A 15,032-nucleotide genomic window follows, 5' to 3' on the forward strand; every position below is an offset into this window, starting at 1 on the left:
ATGCCGAGGAGAGGCGCTCAGGCGCAGGATCACGCGACACGTGCTGAGATGACGCAGCATTCCGCCACCGCCACCGCTATCGCCACCGCCACCGCCGTCGACGAGACGGACCTGGCCATCGTCAACTGCCTGCAGCTGAGCCCGCGTGCCTCCTGGACCCTCGTCGGGGAGGCGCTGGACCTCGACCCGGTCACGGTCGCCCGACGATGGCAGCGTCTCTCCTCCGCCGGCATCGCCTGGGTGTCCGGTCGGGCAGCCGGGCAGGGGCAGCCCGAGTCGTGCCTCGCCGTGGTCGAGCTCAGCTGTGCCGCCTCCGAGACCCTGGCCATCGCCGCGCGCGTCACCGAGCTGCCCCAGGTGCTCAGCGTCGAACACACCAGCGGCCCTCGCTCGCTGACGGTTCTCGTCGAGGTGCGGGACCTCGCCTTCCTGTCCCGGTTCCTGCTCGAGTCGCTCGGCTCGATCCCCGGCGTCGTGGCCACGAGCAGCCACGCCGTGACGAAGGTGTACTCCATGGGCGACCACTGGCAGCTGCATGTCCTCGATGCCCGGCAGCGCGCGGTGATGATGCGGGCTCCGCACCCGCGTGTGGACGGGCTCACGTCGGAGCAGGCCGACCTCGCCCGCCCCTACGACGCGGTCGACCGACAGGTGACGCTGCTGCTGGGTGAGGACGGCCGCATGCCGGTCGCGACGATCGCGGCCCGGACCGGGTTGAGCGAGAGCACGATTCGTCGACGCCTCGCTGGCCTGGTCAACAACGGGCGGGTGATCCTTCGCTGCGACATGGCCCTGCCGGACTCGGGCTGGCCGGTGATCAGCTGGCTCTGGGCCTACGCGGACGCCGGCGACGTCGACAGCGTCGCCATGGCCCTGCGGCGCCTGCCCGGCATCCGTGTCTGCTGGCGCATCTCCGGCGGCCGGTCCAACCTCATGCTGGCCCTCACCACGCACTCGCTGCACGAGCTGTCCCTCGTCGAGGCGGGCCTGGCGCAAGAGGTGCCCCGCATGTCCATCCTCGACCGGTCCATGGTGCTCAGGTCGATCAAACGCATGGGACGAGCCCTCGGTGCGGACGGCCGAAGCGTTCGCGCCGTGCCCATGGACATCTGGGCGGAACCGGCAGGTCCGGCGCCGACAGGGTGACGCGATGCGTCGCCCGCACGGTGGTTGGGCCGGCGCCCACTCTCCTACACCCGGGGATTCCCCACCATGCGGGTCCGCTGGGCCCTATCGTCGGTGCCGGACGTCGTCGAGGGGGCGGCGTCCGTCGGTCCGGCGGCGGACGGGGGGTCCGGACGCCGGGGGCCGGTCTCGGCGGGGGCGCCGACACCGGAACCGCCCGGGCGGGTACGTCCACCGGGGCACCGGTTTCGGTGAGGGGACACTTGGGGGAGCCATGTCGAGCAGTCACGAGCATGACGAAGGGCGAGCGCACGACGAGCACGTCGACCTCATGACGCCCGCCGAGGTCGCGCGCCTGTTCCGCGTGTCGGTGACGACCGTGACCAAGTGGGCCCGGTCGGGCCTGCTGCCGAGCGTCCGCACCCTCGGGGGGCACCGACGCTTCGACCGGCGTGACGTGCTCGACCACCTCGAGCGCACCAACGGGGCGGCAGGCGACGAGCCCGAGGCGACCTGACGCGCGTCAGTGCGTGCTCAGGCGGGCAGCGGCGCCTGCGCGACGACGAGGCGCTCCCAGCGGATGCGCCGCGCGCGCCAGGTGAACACAGCGAGCTTGGCGAGCTCCTCGACGATGCGTGCCGCGAAGATGCCGACGAAGCCGAGCGGCGTGTGCAGCCCGAGCAGGATGGCGAGCGGCAGCCCGACGGCGAAGGCCCCGACGACGTCGCCGATGATGACGCCGCGCACGTCGTTGGCGCTCGGCAGCACGCCCGCGCCGACGATCATGTTGCGCACCTTGACCACCTGGAAGGCGGCGTTCATGAGGATGCCGACGCCGGCCATGACCCGGACGTCTCGCCCGGCCTCGCCGAACAGCACGTCGAGCAGGAGCACCGACGTGGCGAACAGGACTCCGAAGACGGCCGCCGTGCCGACGCCGGCGCGGGTGAGGCGCCGGACCCAGGCCATGGCGTCACCGACGTCGCCGCGACCGACCGATCGCCCGACGAGCGTCGTCGTCGCGCTCATGAGGCCGATGCTGCCGACGATGAACACGCCCTCGAGCGTCGTGACGATCTGCGCCGCCGCGAGGGCCTCGTCGCCGAGACGGCCGAAGACGACGTTGTAGAGGAACGTGCCGACCGTCCAGAACAGCTCGGTGACGCCGAGCGGCAGCGCGAGCACGAAGAGGGGCACGACCACGGCCCGCCACTGCACCAGGCTGTCGGGCAGGCTCCAGCGCACGGCCCCACGACGGAAGGCCATCCAGAGCAGGATGAGCGCCTTGACGACGGCCGTGACGAGCGTGGCCCAGCCGGCGCCCGCGACCCCGAGCGCCGGGAACGGGCCGAAGCCGGTGACGAGCGCGAGGGCGATCGCCGAGTTGGCGACGACGGTGACCATCGTGGCGATCATCGGGCTCGTCGGGCGGCCGACCGAGCGCAGCACGCCGGACAGGATCGCGCTGAGCATGACCGGCAGGGTGGCGAGGACCGTGAGGCGGAAGTAGTCGGTGCCCGCGGCCGCGACCGACGGCGAGGCCCCGACGAGCGCCATGAGGTGGTCGGAGAAGAACCAGGGCACCAGGGACACGACGGTGCCGAGGCCGAGCGCGACGAGCAGCGCTGCGGTGACGGTGTGGTCGAGGTCGCCGGTGCGGCCTGCGCCGTGCGCCCGGGCCACGAGGATGCTCACCGACGTGCCGAGGCACCCGAGGGTCACGGCGAGGATGAAGGTGAGGCTGTTGGAGAAGCCCACCGCGGCGATGGCCGTCGCCCCGAGCCCGCCGACGACGATCTGGTTGACGAAGTTGAGCACGAGCATCAGCACGAACTCCATGCTCACCGGCACCGCGATGCGCGCGATCTCGCGTGCAGGCGACGGCGTTCCCGGGACGGCGGCCGTCCGGGTCGTCCGGGCCGTCCGCGTCGCGCGACGGGTGAGCAGGGCGGGGCGGGGCATGCGAATGCCTTTCGACATCGAAGAGGGGGAGGCGCGCGACGCTGCGCGGGGTCGATCGTACGACCTTCAACAACCGGAGTCGAAACGATTTGATAGACCGTCCCGACGGATGGTCGCGAGGGGTGTCCCGAGGGGCATCCGGGGTGTCCCGAGATCTCGGGCCGGCCGCGCGACGTCGGCGCGAGCGGGGGAGAACGCCTCAGTCGTTCATGGCCTTGATGATCGTCACGGCCAGGCTGACGCGGTCGTGGGCCCACTCCCGTGACGCGTCGTCGTCGGCCGCCTCCGCCGCGTCGATCGCGTTGTCGGCCTCGCGGACGATCGTCCAGGCGCGCGCCCGGCCCTCGTCGAGCCCGGCGTGCTCGCAGATGATCTCGAGGCGGCGGCGCAGCGACCACCGCACCTGCGAGCCGGTGCCGAGCTCGTCGGCGCGGTTCCACAGGGCCGGGGCGACCTCGAACGCGGGGTCGCCGGCCATCGGCTTGGGGTCGATGGCCAGCCACGGCGAGCGGTAGGCACCGAGGACGTTCATGTAGTGCAGGTCGGTGTGCAGGAGCCGGTCCTCGGCCGGCGGACGGGCCACCAGCTCGCGGGCCAGCGCCGAGGCCTGGTCGAGGTAGCGACGCGGCAGCACCGCCGGCGCCTCGCGCAGCTCGCGGGCCTGCCGCTCGGCGTAGTCGACGAGCCGGGGCACGCGAGGGTGCGGCGGACGACGCAGCACCCGCAGCAGGTCGCCGATGACGCCACACGCCTCGTCGATGTCGACGCCCATGAGGTCGCGGGTGTGCAGCCGTTCGAGGAGCATCGCGAAGCGGGACGGGTCGGCCCGCAGCAGGCGCACCGCGCCGTGTCCGTTCCACGTCTGCAGCGCCAGCGACTCCGTGGCGGCCTCGGGGTGCGGCCAGCTGACCTTGAGCACGCCCTCGCCGCTGACGCCCGCAGCCTCGCGACCGGCACCGAGCAGGCGCACCGGCAGGGCGACCGAGCAGGCGCCCGTCATCGTCGGGCCGGCCGGTTCCAGCTCCCACTCGCGCAGCAGGTCGCCGAGCAGGGTCGGCAGCCCGGCCAGCCAGTCCTCGCCGGAGGCGTAGCCGTCGGCCGGGTAGCCGCTGATCTGGTGGGCGAACCTGGCCGGGATGAGGTCCATGCTCACGAGGCGGCTCCGGGGAAGGCGGTCAGGGGCACACCCCAGTCGGTGGCGAGGGCCTGGACGCGCCCGCTCCAGCGCGCGACGTCCTCGACCGACGCGGGGCTCGGCGTCGTCCCCGCGACCTCCGCGGTGGCGTCCACGGTGTCGGCGAGCACCTGGTGGGCCAGGCGTGACGCGTCGGCCGGGGTGGTGACGGGGAAGGGCAGGGCCCAGCCGCTCGGCATCGTCGAGGACCTGCCCGACGTCGCGAGCTCGAGGCGGGTCAGGCCTGCCAGGGTGTCCGCGGCGCGGCGCCGGTCCTCGGCCCCGGCCTGCGCGGCGACGACCTCGAACGCGTACACGAGGGGCTGGGTGCTCGCCACGATCGCCGCCCGGGCCGGGCTGGCGGCGTCGGGCACCGCCACGTCGCCGCCGAGCAGGGTGGCGCTCGCGAACCGCGCCGAGAGCGCGGAGAGGAGCACCGCGCGGGTGGGGGCGTCCGCCTCCGCCACGCCCGCCCACAGGCTCCGCGGCACGTCGCCGAGACGCGCCGCGAGGTCGGCGCGGCTGCGCACCGGGGCGGTCGCGGCCGCCGTCGCGGCCTTGCGCACCGACGCGTCGATGACGGACGAGGGCACCCCGGCGTTCGTGAGCCGCCCGGTCAGCACGCGGCGCTGCTCGAGCAGGATGTTGCGCACGCGCTTGACGCTGCCGCCCGCACCGGCCGACACGAGGGCGTCCGCATCGGCGCCCAGGACACCGAGGTCTCCGACGACGGACAGCAGCAGCTCCTCGTCGGGAGCCTTGCGTCGGGTCGGGACCGGCGGAGGGGGCTGGGGCAGGTCGAGGCGCAGCCCGCGGTCGACGAGGACGGCGAGGACGGCGGCGCCGCCACCGAGGAGCAGGAGGCGGCGCGGGGGACGGCCGAGCCGTTCGGACAGGCGGGGTCCACGTCCCCCGATGTCGCCGTCCATGCCCCGGATCCTCCCACGTCGTCGGTCGGTGGTGGTCTGCGCCCACCCCGCGGCGCCGATAGAGTGGGCCACGCGGCGCGCCGGAACCGACCGGTTCGCGCGGCCGGCCCGGTGCCCGGGCCGGGTGTGACAGCGGTCCGTGAGCCCCGACGGGGTACGGGACCGACATTCGAGAAGAGCAGGAGGCGTCGACGCATGAGCACGGCCCAGGACATCCGAGCGGCGCTCGAACCGGTGCTCGCGCCTCTCGGGCTCGTGGTCGAGGACGTCTCCGTGTCCCCGGCGGGCAAGCGCCGTGTCGTGCGGGTCCTCGTCGACTCCGACATCACCGGCCTCGACGACGCCGACACCACGGGCGTCGTTCCCCCGCTCTCGCTCGACACCGTCGCCGACGCGACCCGCGCGGTGAGCGACGAGCTCGACGCCGGTGACCTCCTCGGCCAGTCGCCCTACGTCCTCGAGGTGTCCTCGCCGGGCGTCGGGCGTGCGCTGTCCTCCCGCGACCAGCTGCGCCGGCAGGTGGGGCGCCTCGTCGAGATCACCCACCGCGACGGCACCGACACCGGCCGCCTCGTCGAGGTCGGCACCGACCGCCTCGTGCTCGACGTCCCGGCCACGAAGAAGACGCCCGCCCGACGCGTCACCCTCGACCTCGACGCCGTGCAGCGCGGCGTCGTGCAGGTGGAGTTCACCCGGCCCGGCGCCGACGACCACACCGACCCGAACGACGACACGAACGACGAGCGGGCCGACGACGCGCCCGCCACGGAAGGGGACTCCTGATGGACATCGACCTGGCCGCGCTGCGCGCGCTCGAGCGGGAGCGCGACATCAGCCTCGACGTGCTCATCCCCGCCATCGAGCAGGCCCTCCTGGTCGCCTACCACCGCACCGACGGCAGCTACCGCATCGCGCGCGTCGAGCTCGACCGCAAGACCGGTCACGTCATCGTCTGGGCCCGCGAGGAGGGTGAGCTGCTGCCGCCCGAGGAGGAGGGCGAGCGCCCGCAGCGTGGCGAGCCCGGCCCCGAGTTCGACGACACCCCCGAGGGATTCGGCCGCATCGCCGCGTCCACCGCGCGTCAGGTGATCGTCCAGCGGCTGCGCGACCTCGAGGACGAGGCGATCCTCGGCGACTTCAAGGGTCGCGAGGGTGATGTCATCTCCGGTGTCATCCAGCAGAGCCAGGACCCCCGCAACGTCCTCGTCGACTTCGGCACGGTCGAGGGCATCCTGCCCCTCGCCGAGCAGGTGCCCGGCGAGCGCTACCTCCACGGCGAGCGGCTGCGCTGCTTCGTCGTCAGCGTCAAGCGCGGTCCGAAGGGCCCGCAGGTCAGCCTGTCGCGCACCCACCCCAACCTGGTGCGCACCCTCTTCCGGTTCGAGGTGCCCGAGATCGCCGACGGCACCGTCGAGATCGCGGCGCTGGCCCGCGAGGCCGGCCATCGCACGAAGATCGCCGTGCACAGCAAGGTCGCCGGGGTCAACGCCAAGGGCGCGTGCATCGGTCCGATGGGCTCGCGCGTCCGCGCCGTCATGACCGAGCTGCGCGGGGAGAAGATCGACATCGTCGACTTCGCCGAGGACCCGGCCGTCTTCGTCGCGGCGGCACTCTCGCCTGCGCGCGTCCAGTCGGTCGAGATCGTCGACGCGGCGGCCCGCAAGGCCCGCGTCGTCGTGCCCGACTACCAGCTGAGCCTCGCCATCGGCAAGGAGGGCCAGAACGCCCGCCTCGCCGCGAAGCTGACCGGCTGGCGCATCGACATCCGCGCCGACACCGAGGACGCCGGCGGCGTCGAGGTCGCGCCCGAGTGACGGGTCCCGCGCCGACGTGACGTCAGGGCGCCCGGTGGCACCTGCCACCGGGCGCTCGCGCGTCAGCGGTGCTCCGACCCGTACCCCTCGGCCAGGACCGGCTGGCCGTTCTGGCACACGACGTGCTGCGGGTACTCCTGACCGGGCTGCTTGAAGGTGACGTCGAGCTCACCCGTCTCGGTCTCGGTCTCGAAGGACCATCCGTAGCGGGGCGTCACCGATCGCGCGTAGGGCAGGCCCCCGCGGCAGCCGGCGACGGTCGCGCCGCCCGGCGTCGAGAACGTGCGGGTGGCGGTGCCGTCCGACGGTGCCGGGCCCGCCGCAGTCGGCCCGGACCGGGCGCCTCCGGCGGCGCCGCTGCCCGGTCGGCTCCGTTGCGCAGCGTCGCCCGACGCGTCGGCGGCCGCGTCGCCGCTGCCCTCGGCATCTGCCCCGGGCGCGTCCCGGCCGGTCGCGGGGGCGGTGGTCGCACCGGGAGGCGGCGTCGCGCCGGAGCCTGACCCGGGCGCGGAGAGGTCCTCGCCCGACTCGGGCTCGACGGTCACCGTCAGGGTCGGCGTCGAGGCGCCGACGAGTCCCGGCGGCAGCGCGACCGAGCCGCCCGCGACGGAGTCGGTCACGTCGCGCCCGACGCTCGTGACGATGACGGTGGTGACCACCGCCGTGACGACGACGACCGCGATCCACCCCAGCACGTGGCGCAGCCTGACCACCATCGGCTGGCTCACCGGTGCGCACCTCCTCGCGTGCGCGGGACCGCGCGCGGTTCCGCTCGAGGACCGTCCGCGCGGACACCCCCGGGCGTACCGTTCTCACTGTGACACACGTGCTCGTCATCGAGGACGACGCGGCCATCCGCACCTCCCTCGTCCGGGCCCTCGGCGACCGGGGCCACACGGTGTCGAGCGCCCACCGCGGCCTCGACGGGCTCCAGCACGCGGTCGACGACCGGCCCGAGCTCGTGCTGCTCGACCTCGGCCTGCCCGACCTCGACGGTCACACCGTCCTGTCGATGCTGCGCGCGGTGCGCGACACCCCGGTCATCGTCGTGACGGCCCGCGACGACGACGCGTCGGTCGTGCGCGCCCTCGACTCCGGAGCCGACGACTACGTGTTCAAGCCCTTCACGGTCGACCAGCTCGAGGCCCGGATGCGGGCCGTGCTGCGCCGCACGTCGGCGCCACAGGGCGAGGACCGGTTCGTCGTCGGCGGGCTCGTCGTGCACCCGACCGCGAGAGAGGTGACGCTCGACGGCGTCCCGGTCGAGCTGTCCCGCAGGGAGTTCGACCTGCTGCTCCTGCTCGCGAGCCGCGTCGGGGAGGTCGTGACCAAGCGCGAGATCCTCGCCCAGGTGTGGCAGCAGGTCTACGGCGGGGGCGAGCGAACCGTCGACGTCCACCTCTCGTGGCTGCGGCGCAAGCTCGGCGAGTCGGCGGCTCACCCGCGGTACCTCCACAGCGTGCGCGGCGTCGGGGTCCGGCTCAGCGCCCCCGACGCGTCGGACACCACCGAGGTGCCCGAGGTGCCCGAGGGGCCCGAGGTGCCTGACGTGCCCGAGGTGTCCGACGCGCCCGGCCCCGCCGGGGCGACGGACCCGACGGACGCCTGATGCGGCGCCAGATCACGTGGCTCGTCGCGGCGACGACCTCGGCGGTCGTCGTCGCCTTCATCGTGCCGCTGTGCATCCTCGTGGCCGGCGTCGCCGAGGACCGCGCGACGAACCGGGCGCGCGAGCAGGCCCAGAGCGTGGCCACCGTCGTCGCGAGCGTCGACACCGAGGCCGAGGTGCGCCAGGCCGTCGCGCTCTTCACGGCCCAGGGCATGCGCGTCGTCGTGCACACCCCGTCGGGCGGCACGATCGGCACCGAGATCTCCTCGGGTGACGAGCAGGAGGAGGTCCAGCGCGCCCGCACCCAGCGGACGTCGTTCACCCAGCGCACCGAGTCGGGCGTCGACGTCGTCGTGCCGGTCCAGACGGAGGCCGGCATCACCGTCGTCGAGTCGAGCGTCACCGACGCCGAGCTGCACGAGGGGGTGACGAGGGCCTGGCTGACCATCGGCGGACTCGGGCTCCTGCTCGTGCTCGCCGCGATCCTCATCGCCTGGCGGCTCGGACGGCGCACCAGCGTGCCGGTCGTGCACCTCGCGGAGGTGGCCCACCGCATCCGGCTCGGCGACCACGACGCCCGCGCGCCGGTCGAGGGCCCGCCGGAGACCGTCGAGCTCGCCCACGCCCTCAACCAGCTCGCCGATCGCATCGACAGCCTCGTCGCCGCCGAGCGCGAGTCGGTCGCCGACCTCGGCCACCGGCTCCGCACCCCCGTCACAGCGCTGCGCATCGACACCGACCTCGTCAGCGACGCCGAGCTGGCCGGGCGGCTGCGCGGCCACGTCGACGAGCTGCAGCGCAGCGTCGACGCCGTCGTGCGCGAGGCGCGTCGTCCGCTGCGCACCGCCCTGCCGATGGCCTGCGACGCCACCGAGGTGGTCCGCGCACGCAGCGACTTCTGGGAGCCGCTCGCCCAGGACCAGGAGCGTGCCTTCGACGTCGTCGTGCCCGGTCACGCCTGCCTCGTCCCACTGGCCCCGGAGGACCTCGGCGACGTCGTCGACGTGCTCCTCGACAACGTCTTCGCGCACACCCCCGAGGGGGCCTCCGTCCTCGTGTCGCTCACCGACGGCCGGCGCGAGCGGGTGCTCACCGTCTCCGACGGCGGGCCGGGGGCCGTCGCCGCCGACGCCGTCCGACGCGGGGCGAGCGGCAGCGGGTCGACGGGCCTCGGCCTCGACATCGTGCACCGGGTGGCCGAGGCCGCAGGGGGCTCGGTGCAGCTCGGGTCCTCCGTGCTCGGTGGCCTCGAGGTGACGGTCCGGCTGCCCGCCGCGGGCACCTGACGCGTCGAGCCCGACGCGCGCCGCCCCCGGGTGGTGGACCCGGGACGGCGCAGTACGGGGCTGCGCGGTCACCGGCTCAGCCGGCAGGCGTCGTCGGGACCGTCGGCGTCGTGGCGGGGGACGTGGCTGCGGTCGGGGGCGCGGTGGAGGGCGTCGTCGCCGGCGTGCGGTGCTCGCTCGCGTCGTCGTCGGGCTCGCCGGCGCTGTCCTCGCCGGGTTCGTCGCCGTCGTCGCCGTCGTCGCCGGAGGCGTGCTGGCGCACTGAGACCGCGGGGCCCGACCCGGAGGCCGGGTTGTCGAGGGGGAGGGACGACCCCGGCGCCTCCGGATCGAGGTCGGGCCCCGCGGGGGCTGGCAGGGTGGTCGCCCGGCCGGGCACGTGCGTGACGCAGGCGCCGGCGACGAGCACGGCCGGAGCGCTGCACGGTGCCGGCACCGTGGTCGTGAAGGAAGGGACGCTCGGGGCCACCCGGGCGACGGCGGGGGAGACCGATCCGGGTCCCGTCGCTCCCGTCGTCCCGGCACCGGCCGAGGCGGTCATCGCCACGTAGATCGCGACGGCGGCCACCGATCCGATGCCGGTGCCGACCGCGACGGTCCTGCCGATGGCCATGGCGCTCTCCTTCGCACGGTGCTGGATCCGGATCGGTGGGCGACCGGACGATCCGACGATGCCGCGAACGGGATCAACGGCGCATCGCCGCCGGCTCAAGAGCGCGTTAAGGATCCGTCGGCCGCCGCTCGCGAACGAGAGGATGACGGTTCCTTAACAGTCACCTGACGCGCACTTTGCGACGCGACGCGCAGCGTGGGCTCGACCTCGACGAACCCACGTCGGGGCCTGACGAGCCCACCAGCAGGAGCGCCATGTCCGGACTGCTCACCCCAGGCGAACGCGACCGCGCCCGCACCCTGACGACCGTGCTGACCGGCGTCGTCGCGGCCGGCTCGGTCGCCGCCGTCGGCGCGGTCTCCGCGGTGGCCGCCGAGCAGACGCGTCAGGACCGCGAGGCACGCGAGGCCCGGGCCCACGAGCGCACGGCGGCCGTGCTCGACGCCGCGGCACAGGCTCGGTACGGCGCGCTCGTCGCGGACGCCGCGAGCCACCCGCAGGTCGTGCTCCAGCCGCGACCCACGCGCACCGTCGTCGACCCCGGGGTCGTCGTGCGGGCGTCGGCGCCGGGCAGCGCCAGACCGGGCCCGGCGTCGGCGTCCTCGGGGTCGGGGCGGTCGTCCGCCTCCGGCCGGGCGCCGACCTCGGGTTCGTCAGGCTCCTCGGCGGCCCGCCCCGCGCCCGCCCCCGTCGTCGTGGCGCCCGTCGTCCCGAGCACTGGGTCGTGACGTGAGGCCCGCTGAGCCGGAGGGCCGCCCGTGACCGGGGGCTCGTCCGTGATGCTCGCCGCCCGGCCCGGCGTCGACCTCGACCTCGTGACCGGCACGGCCCGGTGGCGCGCGCTCGGCACGTACGTGCACCTCGGCGTCACCGATCCCGACGCCCTCGCCGACGCTGCCCACCTCGCATCCGCCGTCCTCGACGAGGTCGATGCCGCATGCAGCCGGTTCCGCGCCGACAGCGAGCTGACGCGAGCGAACCGGGCCACCGGACCGGTGCCGGCATCGCCCGTGCTCGTCGGCGCGGTCCGGGTCGCGCTCGAGGCCGCCGAGCACACCAGCGGCGTCGTCGACCCGACCCTCGGCGACGTCCTCGTCGCGGCCGGCTACTCGCGCACGTTCGAGGAGGTTCCGGCGAGCGACCCCTCGCCGGTGGCCCTGCCGACGCGTCGGCCCGGGTGGCGCGACGTCGTCGTCACCGACGACAGCCTCGACGTGCCCCCCGGTGTCGTCCTCGACCTCGGGGCCACGGGCAAGGCGTACGCGTCGGACCTCGTCGCCCTGTCGGTCACCGACCGTCTCGGCACTGCCGTCGTCGTCAGCGTCGGCGGCGACGTCCGGGTGGCCGCCCCTCCGGGTGTTCCCGGCTCCGCGTGGACGGTCGGCCTCGCACACACCCCGGACGGCCCGGGCGCCAGGCCCGTGACCCACGTGACCGTCACCGACGGCGGTCTCGCCACGTCGTCGGTCTCGGCCCGGCGCTGGACGCGGGCCGGCCGCCGCTGGACGCACCTCGTCGACCCCCGCACCCTCGGCCCCGTCGACGGGCCGTGGCGCACCGTCTGCGCCACCGGCCCCACGTGCGTGGCGGCCAACGTGGCCGCGACGGCCGCGATCGTCCTCGGCGCCGACGCTCCGGCCTGGCTCGAGGCCCGCGGCGTCGGTGCGCTGCTGCTGGCCCACGACGGCGGGACGCGCGCCACCGGCCCCTGGCCGGACGCGCGCCCCGAGCACGACCACGACGGGGGTGCCCCGTGACCGACCCGGTCCTCTGGTTCCTGAACCGCGGCACAGGGGTCGTGCTGCTCGCCCTGTTCACCGCCACGACGGTGCTCGGCATCCTGTCGACGCGGCGCGGCTTCCACCCGCTGTGGCCGCGGTTCGTCACCCAGGAGCTGCACCGGGCCCTGTCGGGCGTCTCGGTCGTCGTCCTCGTGGGCCACGTGGCCGCGGCCGTCGTCGACGAGTACGTCGACATCCGCTGGTGGCAGGCGTTCCTGCCGTTCGGGGCCACGTACAAGCCGCTCTACCTCTCGCTCGGCACCCTCGCGCTCGACCTGCTCGCCCTCGTCGTGCTCACCTCGCTCGTGCGCGGCCGCCTGACCGAGCGCACGTGGCGGGTCGTGCACCGCGCGGCCTACGCGTCGTGGGCGGTGTCGGTCGTGCACGGGGTCGGTATGGGCACCGACGTCGTGTCGTCGTGGTTCGTCTGGCTCACGGTGGCGTGTGTCGCGCTCGTCACCGTGGCGACGCTCACGCGGGTCGTCGCCGCCGTCGTCGAGCGACGCCACACGGTGGTGGCGCGGTGACGGCCACGATCGGCGGGCCGGCCGTCGTCGCGTCCGTCGCCGGATCCGCGGGCTGGGCCCCGACGCCGGTCACCGACCTTTTCGTCCACGAGGGGCCGCTGCTGCTGCGCAGGCTCGGTGATCCGGTCGACCTCGCCCACCACCGGGCCCGCTGCGGGCCCCTCCCGACGCCCGACCTGCCCGCGCTCGTCACGCTCGTGACCGATGCGGCGGTGCGCGGACGTGGGGGAGCGGGCTTCCCGCTGGCGCGGAAGCTGACCACCGCAGCCGGGGCCCGGCGTCGGCCCGTCGTGGTGGTCAACGCGGCCGAGGGTGAGCCGGACAGCGGCAAGGACTCGGCCCTGCTCCGCACCGCGCCGCACCTCGTCCTCGACGGCGCTGCCGTCATCGCGCGGGCGCTCGGCGCACGCGAGATCCACGTCGTCACCGGCGCCGACCGCACCGGCACGACCCGCGCCGCGCGTGCGGCCTGCGCCGAGCGCGACGACCCGTCGGTCCGCTGGTCGCACCACGCGGCGGCGCCCCGCTTCGTGTCCGGCCAGGCGCGTGCCGTCGTCGAGCTCCTGGAGGGCCGCGACGGGCTGCCCGTCACGGCGTGGCAGCCGGAGGCCGTGCGCGGCCTGCGCGGACGCCCCACCCTGCTGTCGAACACCGAGACCTTCGCCCACGTCGCCGTGCTCGTGCGTGACGGGGCCGACACCTACGCGTCGTTCGGCACCGTCGACGAGCCGGGCACGACCCTGCTGACGGTGTCCCGCCGGCTGCCCGCCGCGGGATTCCCGACCGGCGGCGGCTTCGCTTTCGACGGCGGTCTGGGTGACGGCCCCGAGGCCCGTGTCGTCGAGGTGGCGCACGGCACGCCGTTCGCGCACGTCCTGCACCCCGCCGAGCTCATGGGCCCGGTGCTGCTCGGCGGGTACCACGGCACGTGGGTCGAGGGTCACGTGCTCGCGCACCTGCCGGTGTCGGCGGCCGAGCTGCGGCGGCGCGGGCTCGCCATCGGGGCCGGCGTCGTGCTTCCGCTCGGCCCCGACTCGTGCCCCGTGCGCGCCACTGCCGCCCTCGCCACCTTCCTCGCGGGCGAGTCGGCCGGGCGGTGCGGGCCGTGCATCAACGGGCTGCCGGCGCTCGCCGACGCCGTCCGGCGCCTCGCCGAGGGCGAGGACACCCGACCCCGCCTGCGCGAGCTGTGCGGGCTGCTCCCCAGGCGTGGCGCGTGCGCCCACCCCGACGGCACGACGCGCCTGGTGCGCACCCTGCTCGAGCACCTCGGCCGGCACGTCCACGCCCACCTCGGCGGCACCTGCCCGTGCGCGTCCGGCGTCGGGGGAGTGCGATGAGCCGGGGGAGCCCCGCCGCCCCGGTCGGCGGGCACGACGCCATCGCGCTCGCCGTCGACTGGCCCGCCTGCCGGGCCCGCGGCCTGTGCGCCGAGCTGCTCCCGGAGCAGATCTCCCTCGACGAGTGGGGCTACCCGGTGGTGCACGGCCCGGTGCCGGTCTCGCTGCGCGAGCACGCCGTCGGCGCCGTCCGCGCGTGCCCGCACCGGGCCCTGCGCGTCGTGGCACCCCGGCCCACCTGACCGACGCACCACCCTCCCCGCGCGTCACCCCGCCTGACGCGTCACCCCGCCTGACGCGTCACCCTGCCTGACGCATCACATCCGTCGTCCGTGGGTCGAGTGGCCGGATCGCGGGGTGATATCGGCCGTGTGGGGCAGTTCTCCCGGTTCGATCCGGCCGCTCGACCCCGCATCCGAGGGCCGGCGCGGGCATGGACGGCGGCGCCGCAGCGTTCAACCCCTGTCCGGCTCCCGGTGTCGGCCGGGCGCCAGGCCTCCCGACCGACCCCGTCGCGCGAGCCGGGCCCGCGACGCGGTAGACTGGCGTGTGGCCGACCGGACTGGACTCCGCGCCGAGCCGTCCCGCACGTGTGTGGGATGTCGAGGTACGGATAGCTGGTCGGCACTGCTGCGAGTGGTCGCGGCGACGGATGCAGAGACCGGGGCGAACGCCCGGGTGCTGTGCCCTGACCCGCGGCATCGGATGCCGGGTCGTGGTGCATGGCTGCACCCGACGCCCGAGTGCTTCGGGATGGCAGTGCGCCGCAAGGCGTTCGGACGTGCCCTGCGACTGCAGGCCGCGGTCGACGTGAGCGCGGTCGCACGGCACCTCGGTGTCCCGGACGCGTAGCAGCAACCAGGCGCAGGCGG

General features: G+C 75.0%; 17 protein-coding genes. 12 read left to right on the top strand and 5 right to left on the bottom strand.

The features are described 5' to 3' along the window. Positions 1-48 precede the first annotated feature (48 nt). Positions 49-1,146: an Lrp/AsnC family transcriptional regulator gene (locus RY076_RS07690; protein ID WP_323097017.1), complete on the top strand. Its 1,098-nt coding sequence runs from the start codon at positions 49-51 to the stop codon at positions 1,144-1,146. Positions 1,147-1,399: 253 nt separating this feature from the next. After that, the gene (locus RY076_RS07695; RefSeq protein WP_323097019.1) at positions 1,400-1,642 is read left to right on the top strand and encodes a BldC family transcriptional regulator; all 243 of its coding nucleotides are present in this window, start codon (positions 1,400-1,402) and stop codon (positions 1,640-1,642) included. 17 nt (positions 1,643-1,659) lie between these two features. Here the strand turns inward: RY076_RS07695 and RY076_RS07700 are convergent, their stop codons facing one another. The 3 genes from RY076_RS07700 to RY076_RS07710 all read right to left on the bottom strand — a co-directional run bounded on the left by RY076_RS07700 (position 1,660) and on the right by RY076_RS07710 (position 5,190). Further along, entirely contained in the window at positions 1,660-3,087 is a 1,428-nt protein-coding gene (locus tag RY076_RS07700; RefSeq protein ID WP_323097020.1) for an MATE family efflux transporter, read from the bottom strand. 199 nt (positions 3,088-3,286) lie between these two features. Then, positions 3,287-4,234, bottom strand: coding sequence for an aminoglycoside phosphotransferase family protein (locus RY076_RS07705; RefSeq protein ID WP_323097200.1), 948 nt, complete (start codon positions 4,232-4,234; stop codon positions 3,287-3,289). Between the two features lie 2 nt (positions 4,235-4,236). After that, the gene (locus tag RY076_RS07710; RefSeq protein WP_323097021.1) at positions 4,237-5,190 is read right to left on the bottom strand and encodes a hypothetical protein; all 954 of its coding nucleotides are present in this window, start codon (positions 5,188-5,190) and stop codon (positions 4,237-4,239) included. Between the two features lie 195 nt (positions 5,191-5,385). On the opposite strand from RY076_RS07710, the gene RY076_RS07715 reads away from it, so the two are divergent. After that, positions 5,386-5,973 carry a ribosome maturation factor RimP gene (locus RY076_RS07715; RefSeq protein ID WP_323097023.1) on the top strand — a complete coding sequence of 196 codons (588 nt, stop codon included), beginning with the start codon at positions 5,386-5,388 and terminating at the stop codon, positions 5,971-5,973. Beyond that, positions 5,973-7,004, top strand: coding sequence for a transcription termination factor NusA (nusA, locus tag RY076_RS07720; protein ID WP_323097024.1), 1,032 nt, complete (start codon positions 5,973-5,975; stop codon positions 7,002-7,004). Before RY076_RS07715 ends, nusA begins: the two co-directional genes overlap by 1 nt. 62 nt (positions 7,005-7,066) lie before the next feature. Here nusA and RY076_RS07725 read toward each other — a convergent pair whose 3' ends face one another. Then, positions 7,067-7,732, bottom strand: a complete 666-nt coding sequence (locus RY076_RS07725; RefSeq protein ID WP_323097025.1) for a hypothetical protein — start codon at positions 7,730-7,732, stop codon at positions 7,067-7,069. Positions 7,733-7,821: 89 nt separating this feature from the next. On the opposite strand from RY076_RS07725, the gene RY076_RS07730 reads away from it, so the two are divergent. Further along, the gene (locus RY076_RS07730) at positions 7,822-8,613 is read left to right on the top strand and encodes a response regulator transcription factor (protein WP_323097027.1); all 792 of its coding nucleotides are present in this window, start codon (positions 7,822-7,824) and stop codon (positions 8,611-8,613) included. Next, positions 8,613-9,899, top strand: coding sequence for a sensor histidine kinase (locus tag RY076_RS07735; RefSeq protein WP_323097028.1), 1,287 nt, complete (start codon positions 8,613-8,615; stop codon positions 9,897-9,899). The genes RY076_RS07730 and RY076_RS07735 overlap by 1 nt, the downstream gene beginning before the upstream one ends. Positions 9,900-9,975: 76 nt before the next feature. Here RY076_RS07735 and RY076_RS07740 read toward each other — a convergent pair whose 3' ends face one another. Further along, positions 9,976-10,512 (bottom strand): hypothetical protein, encoded by a 537-nt coding sequence (locus RY076_RS07740; RefSeq protein ID WP_323097029.1) that lies wholly within the window; start codon positions 10,510-10,512, stop codon positions 9,976-9,978. A gap of 254 nt (positions 10,513-10,766) precedes the next feature. Between RY076_RS07740 and RY076_RS07745 the strand changes: the two genes are divergently transcribed. The 6 genes from RY076_RS07745 (at position 10,767) to RY076_RS07770 (ending at position 15,012) form a co-directional block, all read left to right on the top strand. Next, positions 10,767-11,240, top strand: a complete 474-nt coding sequence (locus tag RY076_RS07745) for a hypothetical protein (protein ID WP_323097030.1) — start codon at positions 10,767-10,769, stop codon at positions 11,238-11,240. 30 nt (positions 11,241-11,270) lie between these two features. Further along, a complete protein-coding gene (locus RY076_RS07750; protein ID WP_323097031.1) occupies positions 11,271-12,269 on the top strand; it encodes an FAD:protein FMN transferase in 999 nt (332 codons plus the stop codon). Next, positions 12,266-12,820, top strand: a complete 555-nt coding sequence (locus RY076_RS07755) for a ferric reductase-like transmembrane domain-containing protein (RefSeq protein WP_323097032.1) — start codon at positions 12,266-12,268, stop codon at positions 12,818-12,820. The genes RY076_RS07750 and RY076_RS07755 overlap by 4 nt, the downstream gene beginning before the upstream one ends. Then, positions 12,817-14,160 (top strand): NADH-ubiquinone oxidoreductase-F iron-sulfur binding region domain-containing protein, encoded by a 1,344-nt coding sequence (locus RY076_RS07760; RefSeq protein WP_323097033.1) that lies wholly within the window; start codon positions 12,817-12,819, stop codon positions 14,158-14,160. The genes RY076_RS07755 and RY076_RS07760 overlap by 4 nt, the downstream gene beginning before the upstream one ends. Further along, a complete protein-coding gene (locus RY076_RS07765; protein ID WP_323097034.1) occupies positions 14,157-14,402 on the top strand; it encodes a ferredoxin in 246 nt (81 codons plus the stop codon). The genes RY076_RS07760 and RY076_RS07765 overlap by 4 nt, the downstream gene beginning before the upstream one ends. 352 nt (positions 14,403-14,754) lie before the next feature. Further along, on the top strand, positions 14,755-15,012 hold the full coding sequence (locus RY076_RS07770) for a YlxR family protein (protein ID WP_323097201.1): 258 nt from the start codon (positions 14,755-14,757) through the stop codon (positions 15,010-15,012). Positions 15,013-15,032 lie beyond the last annotated feature (20 nt).

Origin of the sequence: Intrasporangium zincisolvens, from assembly GCF_034724055.1 — a bacterium.
GTDB classification, from domain to species: domain Bacteria; phylum Actinomycetota; class Actinomycetes; order Actinomycetales; family Dermatophilaceae; genus Monashia; species Monashia zincisolvens.

Excerpts from the sequence above, each read along its gene's own strand:
- RY076_RS07690 (WP_323097017.1), top strand. The coding sequence starts at position 49 with ATGACGCAGCATTCCGCCACCGCCACCGCTATCGCCACCGCCACCGCC.
- RY076_RS07695 (WP_323097019.1), top strand. The coding sequence starts at position 1,400 with ATGTCGAGCAGTCACGAGCATGACGAAGGGCGAGCGCACGACGAGCAC.
- RY076_RS07700 (WP_323097020.1), bottom strand. The coding sequence starts at position 3,087 with ATGCCCCGCCCCGCCCTGCTCACCCGTCGCGCGACGCGGACGGCCCGG.
- RY076_RS07705 (WP_323097200.1), bottom strand. The coding sequence starts at position 4,234 with ATGGACCTCATCCCGGCCAGGTTCGCCCACCAGATCAGCGGCTACCCG.
- RY076_RS07710 (WP_323097021.1), bottom strand. The coding sequence starts at position 5,190 with ATGGACGGCGACATCGGGGGACGTGGACCCCGCCTGTCCGAACGGCTC.
- RY076_RS07715 (WP_323097023.1), top strand. The coding sequence starts at position 5,386 with ATGAGCACGGCCCAGGACATCCGAGCGGCGCTCGAACCGGTGCTCGCG.
- nusA (WP_323097024.1), top strand. The coding sequence starts at position 5,973 with ATGGACATCGACCTGGCCGCGCTGCGCGCGCTCGAGCGGGAGCGCGAC.
- RY076_RS07735 (WP_323097028.1), top strand. The coding sequence starts at position 8,613 with ATGCGGCGCCAGATCACGTGGCTCGTCGCGGCGACGACCTCGGCGGTC.
- RY076_RS07740 (WP_323097029.1), bottom strand. The coding sequence starts at position 10,512 with ATGGCCATCGGCAGGACCGTCGCGGTCGGCACCGGCATCGGATCGGTG.
- RY076_RS07745 (WP_323097030.1), top strand. The coding sequence starts at position 10,767 with ATGTCCGGACTGCTCACCCCAGGCGAACGCGACCGCGCCCGCACCCTG.
- RY076_RS07765 (WP_323097034.1), top strand. The coding sequence starts at position 14,157 with ATGAGCCGGGGGAGCCCCGCCGCCCCGGTCGGCGGGCACGACGCCATC.